15 protein-coding genes and 1 riboswitch are annotated in these 19,559 nt (G+C 58.4%); of the genes, 10 read left to right on the forward strand and 5 right to left on the reverse strand.

The window, feature by feature from the left end; all coding sequences use genetic code 11:
* Positions 1–62: 62 nt before the first annotated feature.
* Both B3M52_RS18880 and nhaB read left to right on the forward strand, forming a co-directional pair.
* Positions 63–2,165, forward strand: coding sequence for a TonB-dependent siderophore receptor (locus B3M52_RS18880; RefSeq protein ID WP_041332871.1), 2,103 nt, complete (start codon positions 63–65; stop codon positions 2,163–2,165).
* Between the two features lie 253 nt (positions 2,166–2,418).
* On the forward strand, positions 2,419–3,924 hold the full coding sequence (gene nhaB / locus B3M52_RS18885; RefSeq protein WP_036211681.1) for a sodium/proton antiporter NhaB: 1,506 nt from the start codon (positions 2,419–2,421) through the stop codon (positions 3,922–3,924).
* On the opposite strand, the gene B3M52_RS18890 is transcribed toward nhaB, so the two are convergent.
* Positions 3,911–4,645, reverse strand: a complete 735-nt coding sequence (locus tag B3M52_RS18890) for a DUF3047 domain-containing protein (RefSeq protein WP_083637262.1) — start codon at positions 4,643–4,645, stop codon at positions 3,911–3,913. The two genes, nhaB and B3M52_RS18890, sit on opposite strands and share 14 nt — an antisense overlap.
* A 125-nt stretch (positions 4,646–4,770) precedes the next feature.
* Positions 4,771–4,964: riboswitch (cobalamin riboswitch) on the forward strand.
* Between the two features lie 110 nt (positions 4,965–5,074).
* Here B3M52_RS18890 and B3M52_RS18895 point away from each other — a divergent pair.
* On the forward strand, positions 5,075–7,840 hold the full coding sequence (locus B3M52_RS18895; RefSeq protein WP_075196425.1) for a ribonucleoside-diphosphate reductase subunit alpha: 2,766 nt from the start codon (positions 5,075–5,077) through the stop codon (positions 7,838–7,840).
* Positions 7,841–7,874: 34 nt separating this feature from the next.
* The gene (locus B3M52_RS18900) at positions 7,875–8,933 is read left to right on the forward strand and encodes a ribonucleotide-diphosphate reductase subunit beta (RefSeq protein ID WP_075196426.1); all 1,059 of its coding nucleotides are present in this window, start codon (positions 7,875–7,877) and stop codon (positions 8,931–8,933) included.
* 38 nt (positions 8,934–8,971) lie between these two features.
* On the opposite strand, the gene B3M52_RS18905 is transcribed toward B3M52_RS18900, so the two are convergent.
* Both B3M52_RS18905 and B3M52_RS18910 read right to left on the reverse strand, forming a co-directional pair.
* On the reverse strand, positions 8,972–10,639 hold the full coding sequence (locus B3M52_RS18905; RefSeq protein ID WP_075196427.1) for a GMC family oxidoreductase: 1,668 nt from the start codon (positions 10,637–10,639) through the stop codon (positions 8,972–8,974).
* 27 nt (positions 10,640–10,666) lie between these two features.
* The gene (locus tag B3M52_RS18910; protein WP_036211669.1) at positions 10,667–12,178 is read right to left on the reverse strand and encodes a CoA-acylating methylmalonate-semialdehyde dehydrogenase; all 1,512 of its coding nucleotides are present in this window, start codon (positions 12,176–12,178) and stop codon (positions 10,667–10,669) included.
* A gap of 188 nt (positions 12,179–12,366) precedes the next feature.
* Between B3M52_RS18910 and B3M52_RS18915 the strand changes: the two genes are divergently transcribed.
* A complete protein-coding gene (locus B3M52_RS18915) occupies positions 12,367–13,311 on the forward strand; it encodes a LysR family transcriptional regulator (RefSeq protein WP_075196428.1) in 945 nt (314 codons plus the stop codon).
* Here the strand turns inward: B3M52_RS18915 and B3M52_RS18920 are convergent.
* A complete protein-coding gene (locus B3M52_RS18920; RefSeq protein WP_036211667.1) occupies positions 13,301–14,203 on the reverse strand; it encodes a LysR family transcriptional regulator in 903 nt (300 codons plus the stop codon). The genes B3M52_RS18915 and B3M52_RS18920 overlap by 11 nt on opposite strands.
* A gap of 91 nt (positions 14,204–14,294) precedes the next feature.
* Here B3M52_RS18920 and B3M52_RS18925 point away from each other — a divergent pair, with 91 nt between their 5' ends.
* The 3 genes from B3M52_RS18925 to B3M52_RS18935 all read left to right on the forward strand — a co-directional run bounded on the left by B3M52_RS18925 (position 14,295) and on the right by B3M52_RS18935 (position 16,806).
* Positions 14,295–15,167 carry a sterol desaturase family protein gene (locus B3M52_RS18925; RefSeq protein WP_036211664.1) on the forward strand — a complete coding sequence of 291 codons (873 nt, stop codon included), beginning with the start codon at positions 14,295–14,297 and terminating at the stop codon, positions 15,165–15,167.
* A gap of 88 nt (positions 15,168–15,255) precedes the next feature.
* Positions 15,256–15,768 carry a hypothetical protein gene (locus B3M52_RS18930; protein ID WP_036211661.1) on the forward strand — a complete coding sequence of 171 codons (513 nt, stop codon included), beginning with the start codon at positions 15,256–15,258 and terminating at the stop codon, positions 15,766–15,768.
* A 69-nt stretch (positions 15,769–15,837) separates the two neighbouring features.
* On the forward strand, positions 15,838–16,806 hold the full coding sequence (locus B3M52_RS18935; RefSeq protein ID WP_075196429.1) for a surface lipoprotein assembly modifier: 969 nt from the start codon (positions 15,838–15,840) through the stop codon (positions 16,804–16,806).
* Positions 16,807–16,816: 10 nt separating this feature from the next.
* Here the strand turns inward: B3M52_RS18935 and B3M52_RS18940 are convergent, their stop codons facing one another.
* A complete protein-coding gene (locus tag B3M52_RS18940; RefSeq protein ID WP_159265590.1) occupies positions 16,817–18,151 on the reverse strand; it encodes a S8 family serine peptidase in 1,335 nt (444 codons plus the stop codon).
* A gap of 128 nt (positions 18,152–18,279) precedes the next feature.
* Here B3M52_RS18940 and B3M52_RS18945 point away from each other — a divergent pair, with 128 nt between their 5' ends.
* Both B3M52_RS18945 and B3M52_RS18950 read left to right on the forward strand, forming a co-directional pair.
* Positions 18,280–18,771, forward strand: a complete 492-nt coding sequence (locus B3M52_RS18945) for an RNA polymerase sigma factor (protein WP_041332886.1) — start codon at positions 18,280–18,282, stop codon at positions 18,769–18,771.
* Positions 18,768–19,493 carry a hypothetical protein gene (locus B3M52_RS18950; protein ID WP_075196431.1) on the forward strand — a complete coding sequence of 242 codons (726 nt, stop codon included), beginning with the start codon at positions 18,768–18,770 and terminating at the stop codon, positions 19,491–19,493. Before B3M52_RS18945 ends, B3M52_RS18950 begins: the two co-directional genes overlap by 4 nt.
* Positions 19,494–19,559 lie beyond the last annotated feature (66 nt).

A 19,559-nucleotide genomic window follows, 5' to 3' on the forward strand; every position in this document is an offset into this window, starting at 1 on the left:
AATGCTGGATCTAAAAGCGAATAATTCGCATTAAATTATCGTTAGACCCAAGTGAGGTTTTCATGTTCCGACATTCCCGTTTGTCATTTGCGGTTGCCATGGCCCTTGTCGGTGTCACCGGCGCGCCATTAGCCGTTGCCCAGGAACAGGGCGAACCGAAAATGCTGGATGCGCTAAACGTAACAGCGACCCGCAGCGCCACGAAAACCGATACCCCGGTGATTGAAACCCCGCAATCAGTATCTGTTGTCAGCCGCGAAGACTGGGAAGAAAAAGGCGCCCGTACGGTGCAGCGCGCCGCCAGCTATACCCCGGGTGTGGGTACGAACCAGGTGGGGTCTTCCAACCGCTACGATTATCTGATTCTCCGCGGTTTTTCCGATGGCAGTATCAATAACACCTATCTGGATGGCCTGCGGGTGATGAACGACGGTGGCTCCTACAGCTCCTTTGCCATTGATCCCTGGTTTCTTGAGCGTATTGAGATTGTTAAAGGCCCGACCTCCGTTCTCTACGGCCAGGGCTCCCCTGGTGGGATTGTTGCCCTCACCAGCAAGCGTCCGGAGTTCCGGGATGGGGGTGAAATCCGTGTCTCGCTCGGCAACAACGCCCAGCGCAGCTTTGCCTTTGATGTCACCGGTTCGGTGGATGATGAGCAACGGGTTGCCTATCGTGTGACCGGCATTGCTTCCGCTGCTGACGCGCAACAGGACCACGTGGAACTGGACCGTCGCGCCATTGCCCCGTCGCTGACCTGGGACATGACCGACGAGACCAGCGTGACTCTGCTGGCCTACCTTCAACGTGATCCGGAAGGTGGCTACCACAGCGGTTTGCCGTACGAGGGCACGGTGGAGTCCCGCGACGGCCAGAAAATCGACAACACCTTTTTTGAGGGCGAACCGGACTACGACCTTTTCCGGCGCGACATGACCATGGTGGGATACGATCTGGAGCATCGAATCAATCGTAACTGGTCCGCCTTGCAGAAAGCCCGTTACCTGGATTCGGACGTTGAGTTGAAACAGGTTTATGCCTACGGCTGGGCCTCGGCCACTGAGCTTAACCGCTACTACTCCGGTGGCGATGAGGATCTGCAGGCACTCACCGTTGATAACCAGATTCAGGGGGAATTGACGACTGGCGCGGTGGATCACACCGTATTGGTGGGGGTGGACTATCAGCAGCGTGAGAACGACGTGGTCTGGCCGTCGGGCGCCTTTCCGGCCATCGATGCCTTCAATCCTGAGTACGGGGCCGATCCCTCTGCCCTATACCCCCCGCAACGCAATCTCCGTAAGCAGAAACAGACCGGGGTCTATCTGCAGGACCAGCTGGCCACCGGTGGCTGGCGGTTGACGTTGGGTGGCCGTTACGACTGGGTGGAGATCGAGAACACCAATCGTGACACCGGTGTAGTGACAGAGCTGGACGAAACCCAGTTCAGTGGCCGTGCCGGGCTGCTCTACCTGTTCGACAACGGCATTGCACCCTACGTGTCCCACTCCACGTCGTTTTCGCCCAGCGCCTATACCGACGAGAACGGCGACCTGCTGGCCCCGAGTGAAGGCAAGCAGATAGAAACCGGGCTTAGGTACCAGCCGGTGGGAACCACGGACCTGTATACGCTCTCTCTGTTCCGCATCAACCAGGAGAATCTGGCCACCAAGCAGCCACAGGAGTCCTTCTACCGCAGTATTGGTGAGATTGAGTCCCAGGGTGTGGAGCTGGAAGCCAAGGCGCAGCTGACGGAGAACCTGAATGTCCAGGCCGGATATGCGTTCACGGACGTCACCTTTGAGAAGTCCGAGGCCTATCGCGAGGGCAATGCCGCCAGCCAGGTGCCGGAACACCAGCTGACCCTGTGGGCCGGTTACCGGTTCACGCAGGGAGTCCTTAATGGGGCAAACGCGGGATTGGGTGTCCGTCACAACGCAGACATCTACGCCGATGATGCCAACACCAAAAAGGTGCCGGACTACACCCTGGTGGATCTGGCACTGGGCTACGATTTCAGCAAGCTCGGCCTGGAAGGCGTTTCTACCCGGCTGAACGTGAACAATCTGCTGGACAAGGAATACGTGGCGTCCTGCTACAACAGTCTGGACTTCTGTTACTTCGGGGCAGAACGTAACGTTACGGCGTCGGTTTCTTACCGGTTTTGACACGTAAGCGGGAAGTGATAACGGTCATAATAAACCCTGAGTGCTGAAAACAGAGTCGATTCCGGCTCTGTTTTTAAGTAATATTACGAAACTCTTTTGAGTGGTCGTCCGGCCACTCTTCCTTGTTTCATGTAAGACCAAATAGGCACTCACCCTGTACCTTTGGGGGATTACCGGTTACACAAATATCAAGGAAGATGCGGGCCTTCTGCCACACAATTCCAACAAACCGTTTACTCAGAAGATTCCCGCAATGCCCACAACCGTTCTCTCCGGCTTTACCCACAACTTCCTGGGTAATGCACCCGCCTGGTACAAACAGGTCATTCTTCTATTCCTGATTGCCAACCCCCTGATTGTCTGGACCCTTGGCCCGGCCGTGGCCGGTTGGGCGTTGGTGGGGGAGTTTATTTTTACTCTGGCCATGGCGCTGAAGTGTTATCCACTGTTACCGGGCGGGTTGCTGGCGATTGAAGCCCTGTTAGTGGGTATGACGTCAGCGGATGCGGTGTACCACGAGGTGTTGGTGAACTTCCCGGTCATCCTGCTGCTGATGTTCATGGTGGCTGGCATCTACTTTATGAAAGAGCTGCTGCTGGTGACGTTTACCCAGATCCTGGTGGGTGTGCGGTCAAAGTCCGCGTTGTCACTGCTGTTCTGTGCTGCTGCGGCCGTTCTATCCGCGTTCCTGGACGCGCTTACCGTCACCGCAGTCATCATCAGTGTCGCTGTCGGTTTTTACTCGGTGTACCACAAGGTAGCTTCCGGCAAGGGTTATCATCACTCTGATCACAACGCCAACAGCGATGAACACGTGATTGAGTTGCACCGGGAAGACCTGGACAAGTTCCGGGCCTTTCTGCGTAGCCTGCTGATGCACGGCGCCATTGGTACGGCCTTGGGGGGAGTCTCCACTATGGTGGGCGAACCCCAGAACCTGCTGATCGCCAAGGTAGTAGGGTGGGACTTTGTCAGTTTCTTCCTGCGCATGGCGCCGGTGAGCCTGCCGGTGCTGGTGGCCGGCCTGACCACCTGCTGGCTGCTGGAAAAGCTGCGCTGGTTTGGGTATGGCGCCCGGTTGCCCAAGCCTGTCCGCCAGGTACTGGAAGAGTTTGCTGACAACGAGCGCACCAAGCGCACGAAAGCCGACCAGGCTGCCCTGTGGGTGCAGGCAATGGCGGCCCTGGTGCTGGTTGTTGGGCTGGCGTTTCACCTGGCAGAGGTGGGATTGATCGGCCTTCTGGTGATTATCCTGATCACCTCGTTCACTGGCGTTACTGACGAGCACCAGATCGGTAAGGCCTTCCAGGAGTCGCTGCCATTTACCTCGTTGTTGGTGGTGTTTTTCGCCATCGTCGCGGTGATTCACGAGCAACACCTGTTCAAGCCGATCATCGATTTTGTGCTCAGCCTGCCTCAGGACCAGCAGCCGGGCATGTTCTTTATTGCCAACGGGTTGTTGTCGATGATCAGCGACAATGTGTTCGTAGCCACCGTTTACATCAGTGAAATCAAACAGGCGCTGGACGCCGGCAGTATCGACTACGAGCATTTCCAGGAGTTGGCCATCGCCATTAACACCGGCACCAACCTGCCCAGTGTGGCTACCCCCAATGGCCAGGCAGCGTTTCTGTTCCTGCTGACGTCTGCAATCGCTCCGCTGGTGCGATTGTCCTATGGGCGGATGGTTGTGATGGCGTTTCCCTATACCATCGTGATGGGCGCGGTAGGTCTGTTTTGCGTCATCAATCTGGTTTGACCAAGCGGACATCACCATACCAGGCGGTGGCAGATGCTCCGGTGTTGTCGGAATCCGACATGATGGCGACGCCCACCAGCTTCGGCGGCTCTCGGCCAAAGGCCTTGCGGTAGTCCGCAACGATATCCCGCTCCACCGTGACCCATTCGCCTGTGTTCGCCGTCCCGGAGTTCACCGCTACCATCATCGTGGTATCGGTGAACGGGTTGGCAATGATTTCGCCAACCGGCAGCCGGTTGGCCCAGATGTAGTTCAGCGCATTGCCCGGCAGTTCCTCCCCGAACACCACTTCCACGGTCTTGCGTTTGGCGCGCTCGAAAAAGCCGGCTTCGTCCGGCTCGAACTCAAAGGCCACGTAGATTCGCGCAGCGTAGTCATCGCCCTCCTTTCTACGGGCGTTTCCCTGCTCATAGACGTTCGACACTTTCCACCGCCATCGCAGGATCAGTGAATCCCCGGGTTCGACGGACACCCTGGCAATCAGCCCGGAGGCGCTGTTGTCCGTGGTGGCCATGACCACCTGCTCGCCGTTGTCGTCCGTCAACTGATAGCGACTGTGGCGGTCTATCTTTGGAAATTCCATCGGTTCCCAGCCATCTTCCAGGGACGTTATGGTCGAAAACGCGGTGATCAGTGAGTTTTCCGTGCTGTCAGCCTGGGCCGAAGTGGCCATCAACGAAAGGGCGAGGGCGGCCGTCAGGTATCTCGGTAGCGGTGTCATGGAATGCTCCTATGGGTTCGTTTACTGACCGGTAACCGTCGAAAAAGTGCCTTGTTGCGATTTACCTTAGTCTATATAGTGTTTATATCCTTGGCTTAGTACCAGATATAGTGATCAAAGGCTGATCAATCACAGATCGCCCTCGTCACGATGATCGTGGTACCGGGAATCCGGTGAGACTCCGGAACTGACGCGCAGCGGTATTGGGGAACGAGCGTGGCATAAAGACACTGGCGAATGCCGGGAAGTCGCCACGCAAGGCCGAGCCAACAGGTTCACGCCCCTGAGTCCGAAGACCTGCCAGGGAATACAACTGCACCTTCGCGTATCAAGGTGAGCAGATCGGTTTTGCGTTGTCTCTGTTCAGAGCAATGCTCGCCCCTGCGTACGCGAAGGTCTTGGCATAAACGCGTACTCAGGAGAACCGACATGTCCACTGCCATCCTGGCCGAGCCCGGCCAATCTGCCTCAACCAGCACTGCCTCCCTACAGGTTATTAAACGTAATGGCGCCCTGGTTGGATTCGACGCCAGCAAAATCAGTGTTGCTGTGACCAAAGCGTTTCTTGCCGTCGAAGGCGATGAAGCAGCAGGCTCGGCTCGCATTCACGATTCCGTGGAGCAGGTTACCCATCAGGTCATGCAGGCCATCAGCCGACGCTTGAAAGCTGGCGGCAAGGTGCACATTGAAGATATCCAGGACCAGGTGGAACTGGCGCTGATGCGGGCGGAGGAGCAGAAAGTGGCCCGCGCCTATGTACTCTACCGGGAGGCTCATGCCCAGGAGCGGGCCAGCCTGGCGCCGGTGGAGGCCCATCCCACGCTCACGGTGAAAAAAGCCAACGGTGAGGCCGCGCCGCTGGATCTGGGGCTGATGAAAGTCCAGGTGGAGCGTGCCAGCCAGGGATTGGAGGGCATCGATGGCGAATCCCTGGTGGAAGGGGCGCTGCGGAACCTGTACGACGGTATCGCTGAGGAGGAGGTGCTGTCTGCGCTGATCATGACCGCCCGCGGCCGCATCGAGCAGGAACCGGACTACAGTGCCGTAACCGCTCGTCTGCTGCTGGAACAACTCAGGCTGGAAACCGCGGCCGCCTTGAGCCTGCCCCTAAGTTTGCCGCTGGCGGAAATATACCCGCAGGCCCTGAGCACCTTCATTGAGCAGGGTATCCACTACGAGCTGCTGGACGACGCCATGGCGGCGTTCGACCTGGAACGCCTGGGTGCTGCCCTCAAGCCGGAGCGGGACCACCAGTTTGGGTTCCTCGGCCTGCAGACTCTCTACGACCGCTATTTCCTCAACTGGAAAGGTGACCGGCTGGAGTTGCCCCAGGTCTTCTTCATGCGCGTGTCCATGGGTCTGGCGTTGCAGGAAGACGACCCCAATGCCCGGGCCATTGAGTTCTACGACCTGTTGTCATCCTTCGACTACATGGCCTCCACGCCAACCCTGTTCAACAGTGGTACCCGACATTCCCAGCTTTCATCCTGCTACCTCACCACCGTTCAGGATGATCTGGAGGGTATCTATGGTGCCATCCGTGACAACGCCATGCTGTCCAAGTGGGCCGGCGGCCTGGGTAACGACTGGACGCCAGTCAGGGCTTTGGGCTCCCACATCAAGGGTACCAACGGCAGCAGCCAGGGTGTGGTGCCATTCCTGAAAGTGGTGAACGACACGGCGGTGGCGGTGAATCAGGGCGGCAAGCGCAAGGGCGCCGTGTGCGCTTACCTGGAAAGCTGGCACCTGGATATTGAGGAGTTCCTGGAGCTACGCAAGAACACCGGCGATGAGCGTCGTCGTACCCACGACATGAACACCGCCAACTGGGTACCGGACCTGCTGATCGAGCGCATGCGCAGTGATCAGGACTGGACCCTGTTCTCGCCAAACGACACTCCGGACTTGCATGACCTCTATGGCAACGCATTCCGGGCGCGGTACCAGGAATACGAAGCTATGGCGGCCAGGGGCGAGATCACTCTGTTCAATACGGTGTCCGCCAAACAGCTCTGGCGCAAGATGCTGACCGTGCTGTTCGAGACCGGTCATCCGTGGATCACCTTCAAGGACCCCTGCAACCTGCGCTCACCGCAGCAGCATCGGGGCGTGGTGCACAGCTCCAACCTGTGTACCGAGATCACCCTGAACACCAGTGCGGATGAGATCGCCGTGTGCAACCTGGGGTCCATCAACCTGGCGGCCCATGTCCACAACGGTGAGCTGGATGTCCAGCGCCTAGAACGCACGGTCAATACTGCGGTCCGCATGCTCGATAACGTGGTCGACATCAATTACTACGCAGTGCCCCAGGCGAAGAGTTCCAATTTCAAGCATCGGCCCGTTGGTCTCGGCCTGATGGGCTTTCAGGATGCGTTGTATCGGCTCAACCTGCCCTACACCAGCGCGGAAGCGGTGGAGTTTGCCGATGTGGCGATGGAGCAGATCAGTTATTTCGCGATCCGGGCCTCGGCTGCGCTGGCCGGTGAACGCGGTGCCTACGAGACCTACGAAGGCTCGTTGTGGCATCAGGGTATTCTGCCCATTGACTCAATCAACCTGTTGAAAGAGGCCCGTCAGGACGGCGACCTGAGCCTGAATACCAGCAGCCGCCTGGACTGGACGGCGGTGCGGAAGCTCATCGCCCGCAATGGCATGCGTAACAGCAATGTGATGGCCATTGCGCCAACGGCGACCATCTCCAACATCGTCGGTGTCTCCCAATCCATCGAACCGGCGTACCAGAACCTGTTCGTGAAATCGAATCTCTCCGGCGAGTTCACGGTGGTTAATCCATCTCTGGTTCGTGATCTGAAAGCTGAGGGTCTGTGGGACAACGTGATGGTGAACGATCTCAAGTACTTCGATGGCAGCGTGCAGCAGATTGATCGTATTCCCGCGGAACTGAAGGCCCGCTACGCCACCGCCTTTGAGATCGATGCCCGCTGGCTGGTGGAGGCGGCGGCCAGGCGCCAGAAATGGCTGGACCAGGCCCAGAGCCTGAACCTTTACATGGCGGAACCCAGCGGCAAAAAGCTGGATGAGTTGTATCAGCTGGCCTGGGAACGTGGACTGAAAACCACCTATTACCTGCGCTCGCTGGGGGCCACGGGTGCTGAGAAAACCGCGCCGGTAGCAGCACCGCAACCACAGGTATGCAGCATTGATGAGCCGGACTGCGAAGCCTGCCAGTAAACCCGACCGCCACCAAGATTCTAGAGGTTAAAAGATGCTCAACTGGGACGACGAACCAAACACCCAAACCCGCCCGGCTACCCAGGAGGGTCCGGCCCCGGTCAATGTCGATGACAAGCGCGTTATCAACGGCGAAACCGACATCAATCAGCTGGCACCCTTCAAGTACCCCTGGGCCTGGGAATACTTCATGAATGCCAACAAGAACCACTGGACGCCGCTGGACGTGAACATGGCTCAGGACGTTCACGACTACCACCACCGCCTGTCTGCGCCGGAAAAGCACGTGTATGAGAACGTGCTGGCCTACCTCACCACCTCCGACATCCTGGCGATGCGCAACATCGGCCTGGCGGTGATGGAGAAGATGAGTGCCCCGGAATTGCAGATTTACCAAGCGCGGCAGGTGTACGAGGAAGCCATGCACACCTGGGCCTACCAGCACTGCATTGAAACCCTCAACCTGGACCAGAGCGAGATCTACAATCGCTATCGGGTGGTTCCCGCGATCAACGGCAAGATCCAGATGGCCAACCGCCGGCTGGATGCCGCCATGCGCTCTGACATGAACCTGCGCAACAAGGACGACCTGCAGGAATTCATTATGTCCTACCTGTTCTTCGCAGCGGTCTTTGAGGGTGCCTGGTTCTACAACGGTTTCAGCCCCATCTTCGCCCTGCAGCGTCGGGGCCTGATGCGGGGCACCGGTGAGCAACTGCAGTACATCCTGCGGGACGAAGCCATGCACTTCTCGTTCGGGCTGAAAGTGGTGAACCAGATCCTGGAAGAGGAAAACATCACGCTGGACCCCAAAGCCGTGCGCGATATGTGGGACGAGTCCGAAGCCGCTGAAACCGCCTACGCCAACTACATCCTGCGGGACCCGATCCTGGGCTATTCCGCCGAGTACCACAGCGAGCAGTTCCGTTTTGTGGCCAATCGCCGGGCCAGAACCGTTGGCCTGGACGAACCGTTCCCGGGCGCGAAGAACGTCTCACCCTGGCTGGATGAGCAGGCCACCCTGCGTAAGGAGAAAAACTTCTTTGAAACCCGGGTCATCGAGTATCAAACCGGCGCGCAGTTGGAGTGGTAGCAACGTACTGACCTTCAGTTCGGCGGGCTGGCCGGCACTTACGTGCCGTTCAGAATCCAGCCTGCCGCTTTCTCCGCAATCATCAGTGTGGGGGAGTTGGTGTTACCACTGGTGATGGTCGGCATGACACCGGCATCCACCACGCGCAGGCCGGCGACGCCACGAACCCTGAGGTGAGGGTCGACGACTGCCATGTCGTCGTCTGCCCGCCCCATGCGGGTGGTTCCCACCGGGTGAAAAATCGTGGTGCCGATGTCTCCAGCCAGCCTGGTAAGTTCCTCATCGGTCTGGTACTGAAGGCCCGGCTTGAACTCTTCCGGTTCGTACTTGGCCAATGCCTGTTGCTCTGCAATGCGGCGCGTTACCCGAAGGGAATCCGCTGCGACCTTGCGGTCTTCCTCGGTGTTCAGGTAGTTGGGGGCAATGGCGGGCTTGATTCTGGAGTCCCGGCTACGAATACGCACGGTACCGCGGCTCGTCGGGTTGAGGTTACAAACGCTGGCGGTAATGGCTGGAAAGTCATGCAAAGGCTGGCCAAATGCCTCCAGACTCAATGGCTGAACGTGGTACTGGATGTTGGCGTACTCATATTCTTCGGAACTGCGGGTAAACAGACAGAGTTGGGAGGGGGCCATGCTCATGGGGCCGGAGCGGGTAAGCAGATACTCCAGCCCAATTCGTGCCTTGCCAATCAGTGAGTTGGCCATGGTGTTCAGGGTCTTCGCGCCCCGAACCTTGTAGACCGATCGAATCTGAAGGTGATCCTGAAGATTCTCGCCGACGCCGGGTAAGTCGGCAACAACCGGGATATCGTGTTCCCGAAGCAGATCCGCGGGGCCAATGCCCGACAGCTGCAGCAACTGGGGGGATCCGATAGCGCCGGCTGAGAGGATGACTTCGCGGCGTGCGTGGGCGGTAATTTCCCCCTCTCCCGGTCGTTCAACACGTACGCCGGTGCATCGGGGCTTTTCACCGGCCGCCATGTCCAGCGCCATGACATGGGTGGAATGCCACAGTGTCAGGTTAGGGCGCGTCTTGGCTGGCCGCAGGAACGCCTTCGAGGTGCTCCAGCGCCAGCCGGAGCGCTGGTTGACTTCGAAGTAGTCAACGCCTTCGTTGTCGCCGCGGTTGAAGTCCCGGGTTCGGGGAATGCCAGCCTGAACGCAGGCGCTGGCAAAATCCTCCAGAACGGTCCATTTCAGCCGCTGATGCTCGATCCGCCACTCACCGCCGTGGCCGTGGTAATTCCCGTGTTCCGGATCGGCGTCGCCTTCTTCGTCCAACCGGTAGTGATCTTCATGACGCATAAAGTCGGGTAGGCAGTTATCCCATGACCACGCCTGCTCTCCGGTAACATCGGCCCAGTGGTTGTAATCCCGGGCCTGGCCACGAATGTAGAGCATGCCATTGATGCTGGAGCAGCCACCCAGGGTTTTCCCCCTGGGGTAGATCAGTGATCGACCATTCAGGCCGGGGTCCGGCTCGGTGCGAAAGCGCCAGTCCGTGCGCGGATTGTCGATGCAATAAAGGTAGCCCACTGGAATATGGATCCAGTGGTAATTGTCACGACCGCCCGCCTCGATCAGCAGCACCCGGTTGGCCGGGTCGGCGCTCAGACGGTTGGCCAGCAGGCAGCCGGCAGAGCCGGCCCCGACGACGATGTAATCAAACTCGTGCTGCCCGTGTGCATTGTTGTTATTGGACATGGTCTGTCTCCCGGACTGGTTTGCGTGTTACTTGGCGGTTGGCATCACAAACTCGGCACCGGCATCGATGGAGTCTGACCAGCGCTGCATAATGGATTTCTGCCGAGTATAGAATTTAACGCCCTCTTCACCGTAGGCATGGGTGTCGCCAAACATTGAGCGTTTCCAGCCACCGAATCCGTGCCAGGCCATGGGAACCGGAATGGGTACGTTGATACCGACCATGCCAACCTGAATGCGACGACCAAATTCACGGGCGACGCTGCCGCTCTCGGTGAAACAGCTGACACCGTTGCCGAATTCATGATCATTGATCAGGCGGATGGCAGTCGCAACATCGGGAACCCGCACACAGGCCAGCACCGGGCCGAAGATCTCTTCCCGGTAAATTGTCATCTCCGGAGTGACATGATCGAACAGCGTGCCACCCATCCAGAAACCTTCGCCGCAGCCTTCGCCCGTTGACGTTGCATCGAAGTCGCGGCCGTCGACCACCAGTTCAGCGCCTTCAGCCACACCTTTATCAATATAACCGGTAATGCGCTGGTGAGCGCTGGCACTGACAATCGGACCCATTTCGGCGTCCAGGTCCATGCCGTTCCTGACCTTCAGGCTGCGTGCCCTCTCGGCCAGCCTGGGGATGAGTTTGTCAGCGACATCACCGACCAGAACCGCCACGCTGATGGCCATGCAACGTTCGCCGGCACTGCCGTAACCCGCGCCAATGAGTGCATCCACGGCTTTGTCCAGATCGGCATCGGGCATAACCACCATGTGGTTCTTGGCGCCGCCGAGGGCCTGAATGCGCTTGCCGTGACGGGCGCCATTTTCATAGATCAGATTGGCAATCGGAGTGGAGCCGACAAAACTCAGCGCCATAACGTCCGGGTGCTCAATGAGCGCTTCCACCGCACCCTTGTCACCCTGCACCACATTGAAGACGCCGTCGGGCAGGCCAGCCTGTTTGAGCAAATCAGCGAGCATCAGAGACGCACTGGGGTCGATCGGGCTGGGCTTGAGCACAAAGGTATTGCCGGCAGCGATCGCCACCGGGAACATCCACATGGGCACCATCACCGGGAAGTTAAACGGCGTAATACCAGCGACCACGCCCAGGGGCTGGCGGGTCGTCCAGTTATCGATACCGGTACTGACCTGTTCGGTATAGTCGCCTTTAAGAAGCTGGGGAATACCGCAGGCGAACTCCACGATATCAATCCCCCGGGCAACTTCCCCCTGAGCGTCGGTAAAGACCTTGCCATGTTCGCGAGTAATCGCTTCGGCCAGTTCGTCTTTGTGCTGGTTAAGCAGTTCCAGAAACCTGAACATGACACGTGCGCGACGAATCGGCGGGGTGTCCGCCCAGCTTGGGAAGGCAGCAGACGCAGCGGCCACGGCCTGATCAACATCATCGCGGTTGGCAAGAGCGGTCTGGCCTGAGACCTTGCCGGTAGCGGGATTGAATACGTCCTGAGTTTGGCCGGAGCTGCCTTCTGAAATTCGCCCATTGATATAATGCTGGATCGTTGAACTGCTCATGGTTGTCTTTTCCTGTTTTTGATTCAGTTTTTTGTAAGGGTTCTGGATGCCTTTATTCGGGGCATTCGTCGCCGCTGGATAAGAATTGAACAGTTAATTTACGGTCGGTCAGGTACCGAAGCAATTGAGTTATTTTAAATCATGATATAAGTAATGCTTATATTGGAGCTCAGGAGGGAAAGACGGCTATGCAACACTTGCAGGGATTACGTGCCTTTGTGTCTGTGGCTCGTGAGGGGAGTGTTTCCAGGGCTGCCGAGCGACTGCATCTGACACAGCCGGCCGTGAGCCTGAAGCTGAAACAGTTACAGGATGATCTTGGCCTCAGGCTTTTTCGGCGTAAGCCGCAGGGTTTGGTGCTGAGTGCTGATGGTCACAACCTGTTGCCGGTGGCCGAAAAGGCGTTGGCGGGGATAGCTGCATTTGAGCAAAGCGCCCAGGCATTGCACAGCACTGTTCGTGGACGCCTTAAGATTGGCACCATCGTGGACCCCGAATTTATCCGTCTGGGGTCGTTTCTACACCAATTGGTGGCTCGCGCGCCCCAACTTGAAACCGAGCTGCATCAGGGAATGAGTGGCCGGGTTCTGGAACAGGTTCGCAATGGCAGCCTGGACGTTGGTTTTTTTCTTGCCCCGCCAGGTCTGGGCGCTGGACAGTCATCGCCAGAGTTAATGTACAGAGAGCTGACCCGGTTTGACTATCACGTTATTGCACCGGCGGGATGGGCGTCACGGGTGGCGGACAGTCGCTGGTCGAGCCTCGCCGGGCTGCCCTGGATCGTGACACCGCCGGATTCAGTGCACAATCGGTTATTGGCTGACGCAATGGAGCCTCATGGATTGGTTCCAAATGGCGTTGCACAGGTCGACCAGGAAGCCTGCATGCTGGACCTGGTCAGGGCGGGCGTCGGGCTCAGCCTGGCCCGGGATGCCCTGGCGATGGCAGAGCGACAGGAACGGGGGCTGGTCGTTGTGGAAGGCGTGCGTATCCCCTGTGCCCTGAGTTTTATCTGGCGCAAGGACCGGGAGGAAGAGCTGGTGATTGCAGAGGCGCTGGAGGCTCTTGCTGGTGTGTGGTTGTTTGAGACTCTTGATGACATCGATCGTGAAAACCGGCCCATTAGCCCGTGACACTTTCCATCAGACGCTGGCGGAACCAAATATGGGCCGGGTCATTGTCCATCACCGGTGCCCACAGCAGGTAGACCGGCAACGAGGGTACCTCTACCGGAAACGGCAGGGTCTTCAGCCCGAATGCCCGGGCGTACTGCTGGGCCAGACGTTCGGGCACCGTGGCAATCATGTCGGAGCCGCTGCAGGTGGCCAGCATACTGGCGAACTGGGTGACCCGGGCCCCGGTTCGCCGCTGCCAACCCGGTTCGTTGAGGATCTGGTCCAGGGGCAAGCGCCGGTTCCGATCCGGCAGTACGACGTGTTCGGCGTCCAGAAACTGCTGTTTGCTGCAATCGCCCTGCAGGTCTGGGTGGTCCTGTCGTGCCACCACCGCAAGCCTCTCCGCGAGAAGCACTTGCCGCCGTAATCGATCGTTCTCTGTTGCAAAGGCATCCACGGCAAGATCCGCTTCGGCGGTATACAGCCTCTGGGGCATGTCATCGCCGGCCAGGGCGACCTCCACCACCACATTGGGCGCCTCGCTTCTCAGGCGTGTCAGTAACGTTGGTAACACTACCATCTCGAAGTAATCGTTGCTGAGCACGCGAAAGCGTCGCTGGCTGGTGCTAGGCACAAAGCGATTGGCCGGGTCCAGTGTGTCGCGCATGGCGCCGAGTTGCTGGCTGAGGCTTCTGTGCAGCTCACGGGCGCGGGGTGTCGGCACCATACCCTGATGGGTACGCACAAACAGGGGATCACCCAGGGTATGACGCAGGCGCTGCAATGCGGCACTGATGGCGGGCTGGCTCATGCCCAGGGTGTCTGCGGCACGGGAGAGTTGCCCGGCTTCCATAATGGCGTCGAACACCGGCAGCAGGTTGAGGTCGACGCTTCGTAAGTTCAGTTTCATGGATAATACTTATACCAAATATTGAATAGAAAGATATAGCTCTCCCCAGTAGCGTCAGAAGACGTACAAACCCTCGTCTCGGAGAACAATAATGGACGATCAGAAACTGACGATGCTGGTTACGGCTTTTATTGTGGTTACCGCCCTTTGGGAGGTAGTCAGCGGCCGTACCCGTGAAGGTCGCAAGAACACGCAGGACTGGCGCATGGCATTTCTTGCCACGTTCATGATGGTGGCGGTGCAAAGGCCGTTGGTGTTGCTGTTGCTGACGCTGGGTCTGTCAACGCTGATTCCTGGCAGCGCCGGTTCACTGGCCTGGCTCGAGCAGGCCTATTTCTGGCCCACGTTGATCGTGTTTTTCTGCGTGGAAGAGTTTATCCACGGCAGTTTCCACCTGTTTGCCCACCGGCGCCGACCCAATAACCGTGTTCTGCAATGGGTTCAGGCGTTTTACAAGATGAGCCACCGCCCGCACCACATGTCGGGCGGCCAGGACAACAAGGGCCAATTGACGGTAACGCAGACCTTCGTCAATGGCTGGGCCTGGTGGCTGATCATGCCCAACTACACCTTCCAGTTGCTGTGTCTTTATCTGGGGCTGGTAGAGGTGTTCCTGATTGCCACCGCCTTCAAGGGACTATGGGCGGCCCATACTCATGTGAACTGGAATTATGACCTGTATTTCCACAACCACCGCTGGGTCTGGGTTCGCAAGACCATGTGGGCACTGGCGCATATTCTGGTCTTTCCCACTCAGCACCACCATCATCACGCCCGCGGGCCCAATTCAGCCAAGAATGTGACCTCCACACTGGCGATCTACGATTGGCTGGTGTTTGGCACCCTCGCCATTGAAACCAGCAAACCCAAGGTCTATGGCTGGCGCCAGAAAGACCACGAGGCAAACAGTGCATTGAAACGCTATTTCTGCTGGGATGTTCGACCCTACGTGCCAAAAACATAGGCGGTGAAATTTTTTTGGAATAAACGCCAGGCTCAGCCGTCTCCCTGATGAAAGCCACCCGAAACGGGTAAATCAGGAGGACGTAACCATGAAAAAACATGTACTGACACTCGCAATCTGTTCCATTCTTTCCACCGGCGTTTTCGCCGCAGGAGGGTCTGGCGCGGCCAATGCAAACGCGCAGGCTGAAACCAACATGAGTGCGGAAGCTAGCACCCGCAACGGTGTTTCCGCGAATGGTGGTGCCTCTGCAAGCGCAGAGGGCAGTGTCAACGGCGAAGCCGCTCGAGACGAAGCTGCCGACCAACGCCAGGCGGCCAGTGAAGAAGCCCGCGGAAGGGCCGATCAGGCGGTCAGCGCTGGCGTTGAAACCGGCCAGAAGGTGCGAGCAACCGCCGATGCTACAGCGGACACGGCTCGCGATGAAGCTGGTGAGAAGCGCGAACAGGCGCAAGAGCGCATGAACGAGACCCGAAATGCTGAAATTCGCGCTGAAACCAATCAGCAGATCGGAACGTCTGTATCTGAGAGCGTCCGGAGTGAAGTGCAGAACTCCGTCAAGGGGACCGTGAAAGGGTCCGGCAGTGGTGGCCTGCTATAACCACTCCTCCAGACTCGCCGGGCCATAGGGCCCGGCTTTCTTTTGGACGCCCAAGTGAAAGGAGCAGACATGCAGTTGATTCAACGTATTTTGACCTTGCCCCTGGCCATTGGCCTGGCGTCACCGGTATTAATGGTTCAGGCGCAGGAGAAAGCGTCAGCGAACGGATATCTTGAAGGCGGTTACGAGCACGACAGCAACGTGACCGTGGATGAACTGAACACGTCCGCCGATGAGAGTGATCAGGCCTGGGTTTTCGACGCCGGTCTGGAAGGCATCCTGAAACCCACCGAGCGGTTAAACGTGACACTTGGCTATTCGCTCTCGGGCAGACGGTACCAGAACCTTGATGAATTCGATCAGGACATTCACCTGCTGTCGGCCGATGTCAGTTATGACTTCGACCCGGTCACCGTTGGCGCCAGTTATTACTATTCCCACGCAACTCTGGGGTCAGACCCGTTCCTCGATTTCCGGCGTGCCAGTGTCTACCTGGGCAGCCTGCTCGCGGAGGACGTTTATCTGCGTGGCAGCCTGCAGGACAAGCGCAAGGAATTTGATGACAGTGATGCGCGGGATGCCGAGATAAAAGGCGCCAGTCTGGATGCGTTCTTCTTTTTCAACCAGGCCCAGAGCCACTTTCTACTCGGTCTTGACGGTGATCGCGAAGATGCTGAGGAGAAAGCCTACGACAATGACCTGCTTCGCGTTCGGGTAGCGTTGGTGCATCGGTTTACCCTGGCCGGCGAGGAAAACCGCCTGCGGTTTGGCTGGCGTTACGAGGACAGGGAGTATGAAGAGGTGACCGTCACCAGTACCAGCCCGGTTCTGACGGAACCTCTGACCGGTGATCTTACCGAACGCTCAAGCAATGAGCGGGCGGACAAAGCCCGTATTCTGGAGGCCAGCTGGCGGATTGGACTCAATGAGGTGTTCAGTGTTGAGCCCAGTGTTTCCTGGGGCCAGTACACCTCGAACGTGGATTCTGCGGATTACGACAAGACGGTGGCGGGGGTGACGCTCAGGGCGGATTTCTGAAACCCGGCAGTCAGAAATCCAGAAAGCCGTGACCGAATTCGGTGTCCCGGCCAGGACGTCCAAGATCCTTCGCTGCATTGATCAGGGCACCAATGGCCTTGTCTTCCGAAAGTTCATTACGTTGGCAGGCCAGTGCAGCGGCAACCACTGGCGACGCCAGCGAGGTGCCGCTGTCTGCAACCATGCCGGCATCAGGGTGTGCTACCGGAACGGTGACGCCGTTGCTGGCAAACATCACCTGTTCACCCCGATTGGCCCAGCGGTAGAGCTTCCCGGAACTATCAGCCGCCGTCACACCGATCACTTCCGTGTAGGCGGCCGGATACAATGGCGGGGCAGAGGGCCCTTGATTGCCTACCGCCGCAACCATCAGCACGCCGCGCTCCCTGAGGCGGCTCACCGCCGCAGCGAGAAGTTGGTTGTCCGGGCCGGTCAGGCTGATGTTGATAACCGACAAATCCTGACCGGCCAGCCAGTTCAGACCTTCCAGTAAATGACCAAGTGTGGCGCCTGAGAGGGTGCGATCCCGGTCATAGAACACCGAGGCATTGAAGATCGTAGCCTGCGGCAGCCGGGCAGGCCATTGCCCAGGCCGGTTTCCCACCAGCAGGCTGGCGACGGCCGTGCCGTGAATTGCCGGCTCAGTCAGTGTTCCGTCCACTTCCGCCAATGCCAGAAAACGCTCCTGCACAACTTGTGCACTTTCAAATACCCGATGGTCTGTGGCAATCGACGTATCCACCATTCCAACGCGAACCGGGGCGGTGCAGAGGCTACGCCACTGTGGCATTTTGGTCTCTGACAGGGGCTCTTTCGCACCCGTTTGCGGAGCATAGATATGGTTGCGGTCCAGCCGATCCGCGAGTTCTGGTAGGGCGTCCTGTAGGGCATTATGGGAATCCAGCTCGGCAGTGACCCGGAACCGCACCACGGTCATACCCAGGCCGGTCAGCTCTCGGCGTTCGAGAACTGTGATCCCCGGCTGGTCAAGGCGGGCGAGTTCCGCAGCGGTACCGGTCACCAGCCACTGACCTTCCACGGCACGGAAACCGTCGTCCAGTTGGATATCATTGAACGCTTTCTGTCCCTGACGCGTGAGAATGGAAAGGACTGACGGTAACGCTTCGAGCTGTTCCATGAGCTCTGTGGCCTGTGTGTTGATCTGCTTCTCAAGGCGACGGTCCATGGCCTGCTCCACCATGCGCTGTGTCTTCTGTTCAACCTGGCGGGTTATCGGATCTATCTGGCCGCTGGTCACGTCACCGACACCGATGGACAAGGCCGGTGCGGAAAGCGTGCAAAGAGCGATTGCAGGGAACAAGTGTCTCAAGAGAAAAGGTTTCATCGTGCCCGTCCGATTAAAGATGTGTGTCATACGATACAACGGCCCGGCGGAAAAAAAATTCCTTCGTTCATGGAATAAATCGGTTTCACGACCGTTTTACCGATAACACCATTTGGAAATGGAAGGCTATGAAAGAGGAAATCACCGAACTATTACCAAGGCTCCGACGATTCGCCTACTCGTTGACCGGCTCCCTGTCAGACGCCGACGACCTGCTACAGAATACGGTGGAGCGTTTGTTGACCCGGGACATGCCGGACGACGCCGATCTTACCAAGTGGGCATTCCGGGTTTGCCGTAACGTCTGGATAGACGAGTGTCGCGCGCGGAAGGTTCGGCGGGACGCCGCGGAACATCCGGAGTTGACGGATGGTCAGGTGATCAATGGCGAGCACCAGACCACCAAAGAGATCGAATGGCACCGAGTGGACGCTGCGATGGCAAGATTGCCACAGGACCAACGCCAGATTATCTCCCTGGTGGCAATCCAGGGCATGCCCTACAAAATCGTGGCTGAGATTCTGGAAGTGCCCAAGGGTACGGTGATGAGCCGGCTGGCCCGAGCCAGGGCGGCATTAAGCGAGGCCCTGGCGCCTGTAACCATGAGGACCGATTCATGAAGATGACTGATGAAACCCTGTCGGCTTTCCTCGATAACGAACTGACCGACGCGGAGATGGAAGCGGTTCGGGACCAGATTGAGAAGGATCCAACGTTGGCAGATCGACTGGCCGAGATGGCGTCCGTGGATGCCGAACTACAGGCCCATTACGGCTCGATCGATGACCGTCCCATGCCGGCTTCGATTACCCAAATGCTGGAGGAAAAGACCTCCCGGAGTGCTGCGCCCGCGCAGGACAATGTGGTCACCTTTCCGTGGTGGCGCAGGCTGCCCGGCCACACGGGTAAAGCGATCGCCGCCGCTATCATCGCGGGGGTGGCGCTGACGCAATGGCTGACGGTAGCAACGGACGGCGATCCGATGTCGCCCGCGGTGGCGAACGTTCTGGATAGCCAGCCCAGTGGCGAAGTTTACCAGGTTAATGACCAGGTAAGCTTGACGCCGAGACTGACGTTCCAAAGCCAGGCCGGCCAATGGTGCCGCCAGTTCCGCCTGGAGACGCAAACGTCCGCGTCGGAGCAAATTGCCTGTCGCACTGGCGAGGGTTCCTGGGAACAGGTGGCCACTGCCGAAGCAGAGCCTTCCCTGGCACCTGATGTATACCAGACAGCGAGCGGTGGCAGTGTGCTTGACGAGGAACTGGACCGGATGATGGCCACGCCCCCCGTTGGGCCGAACCAGGAGCGTGCGTTGCTTGAACAGCAGTGGAGGCGTAATTAACAGTCCTGCGTCCCAGCGGTTTGCGGTTCCGGTGGATGGCAACACGGGGGAATCCAGCTAGTATCA

The organism is Marinobacter sp. UBA2688, from assembly GCF_002352785.1.
Lineage (GTDB): Bacteria > Pseudomonadota > Gammaproteobacteria > Pseudomonadales > Oleiphilaceae > Marinobacter > Marinobacter salarius.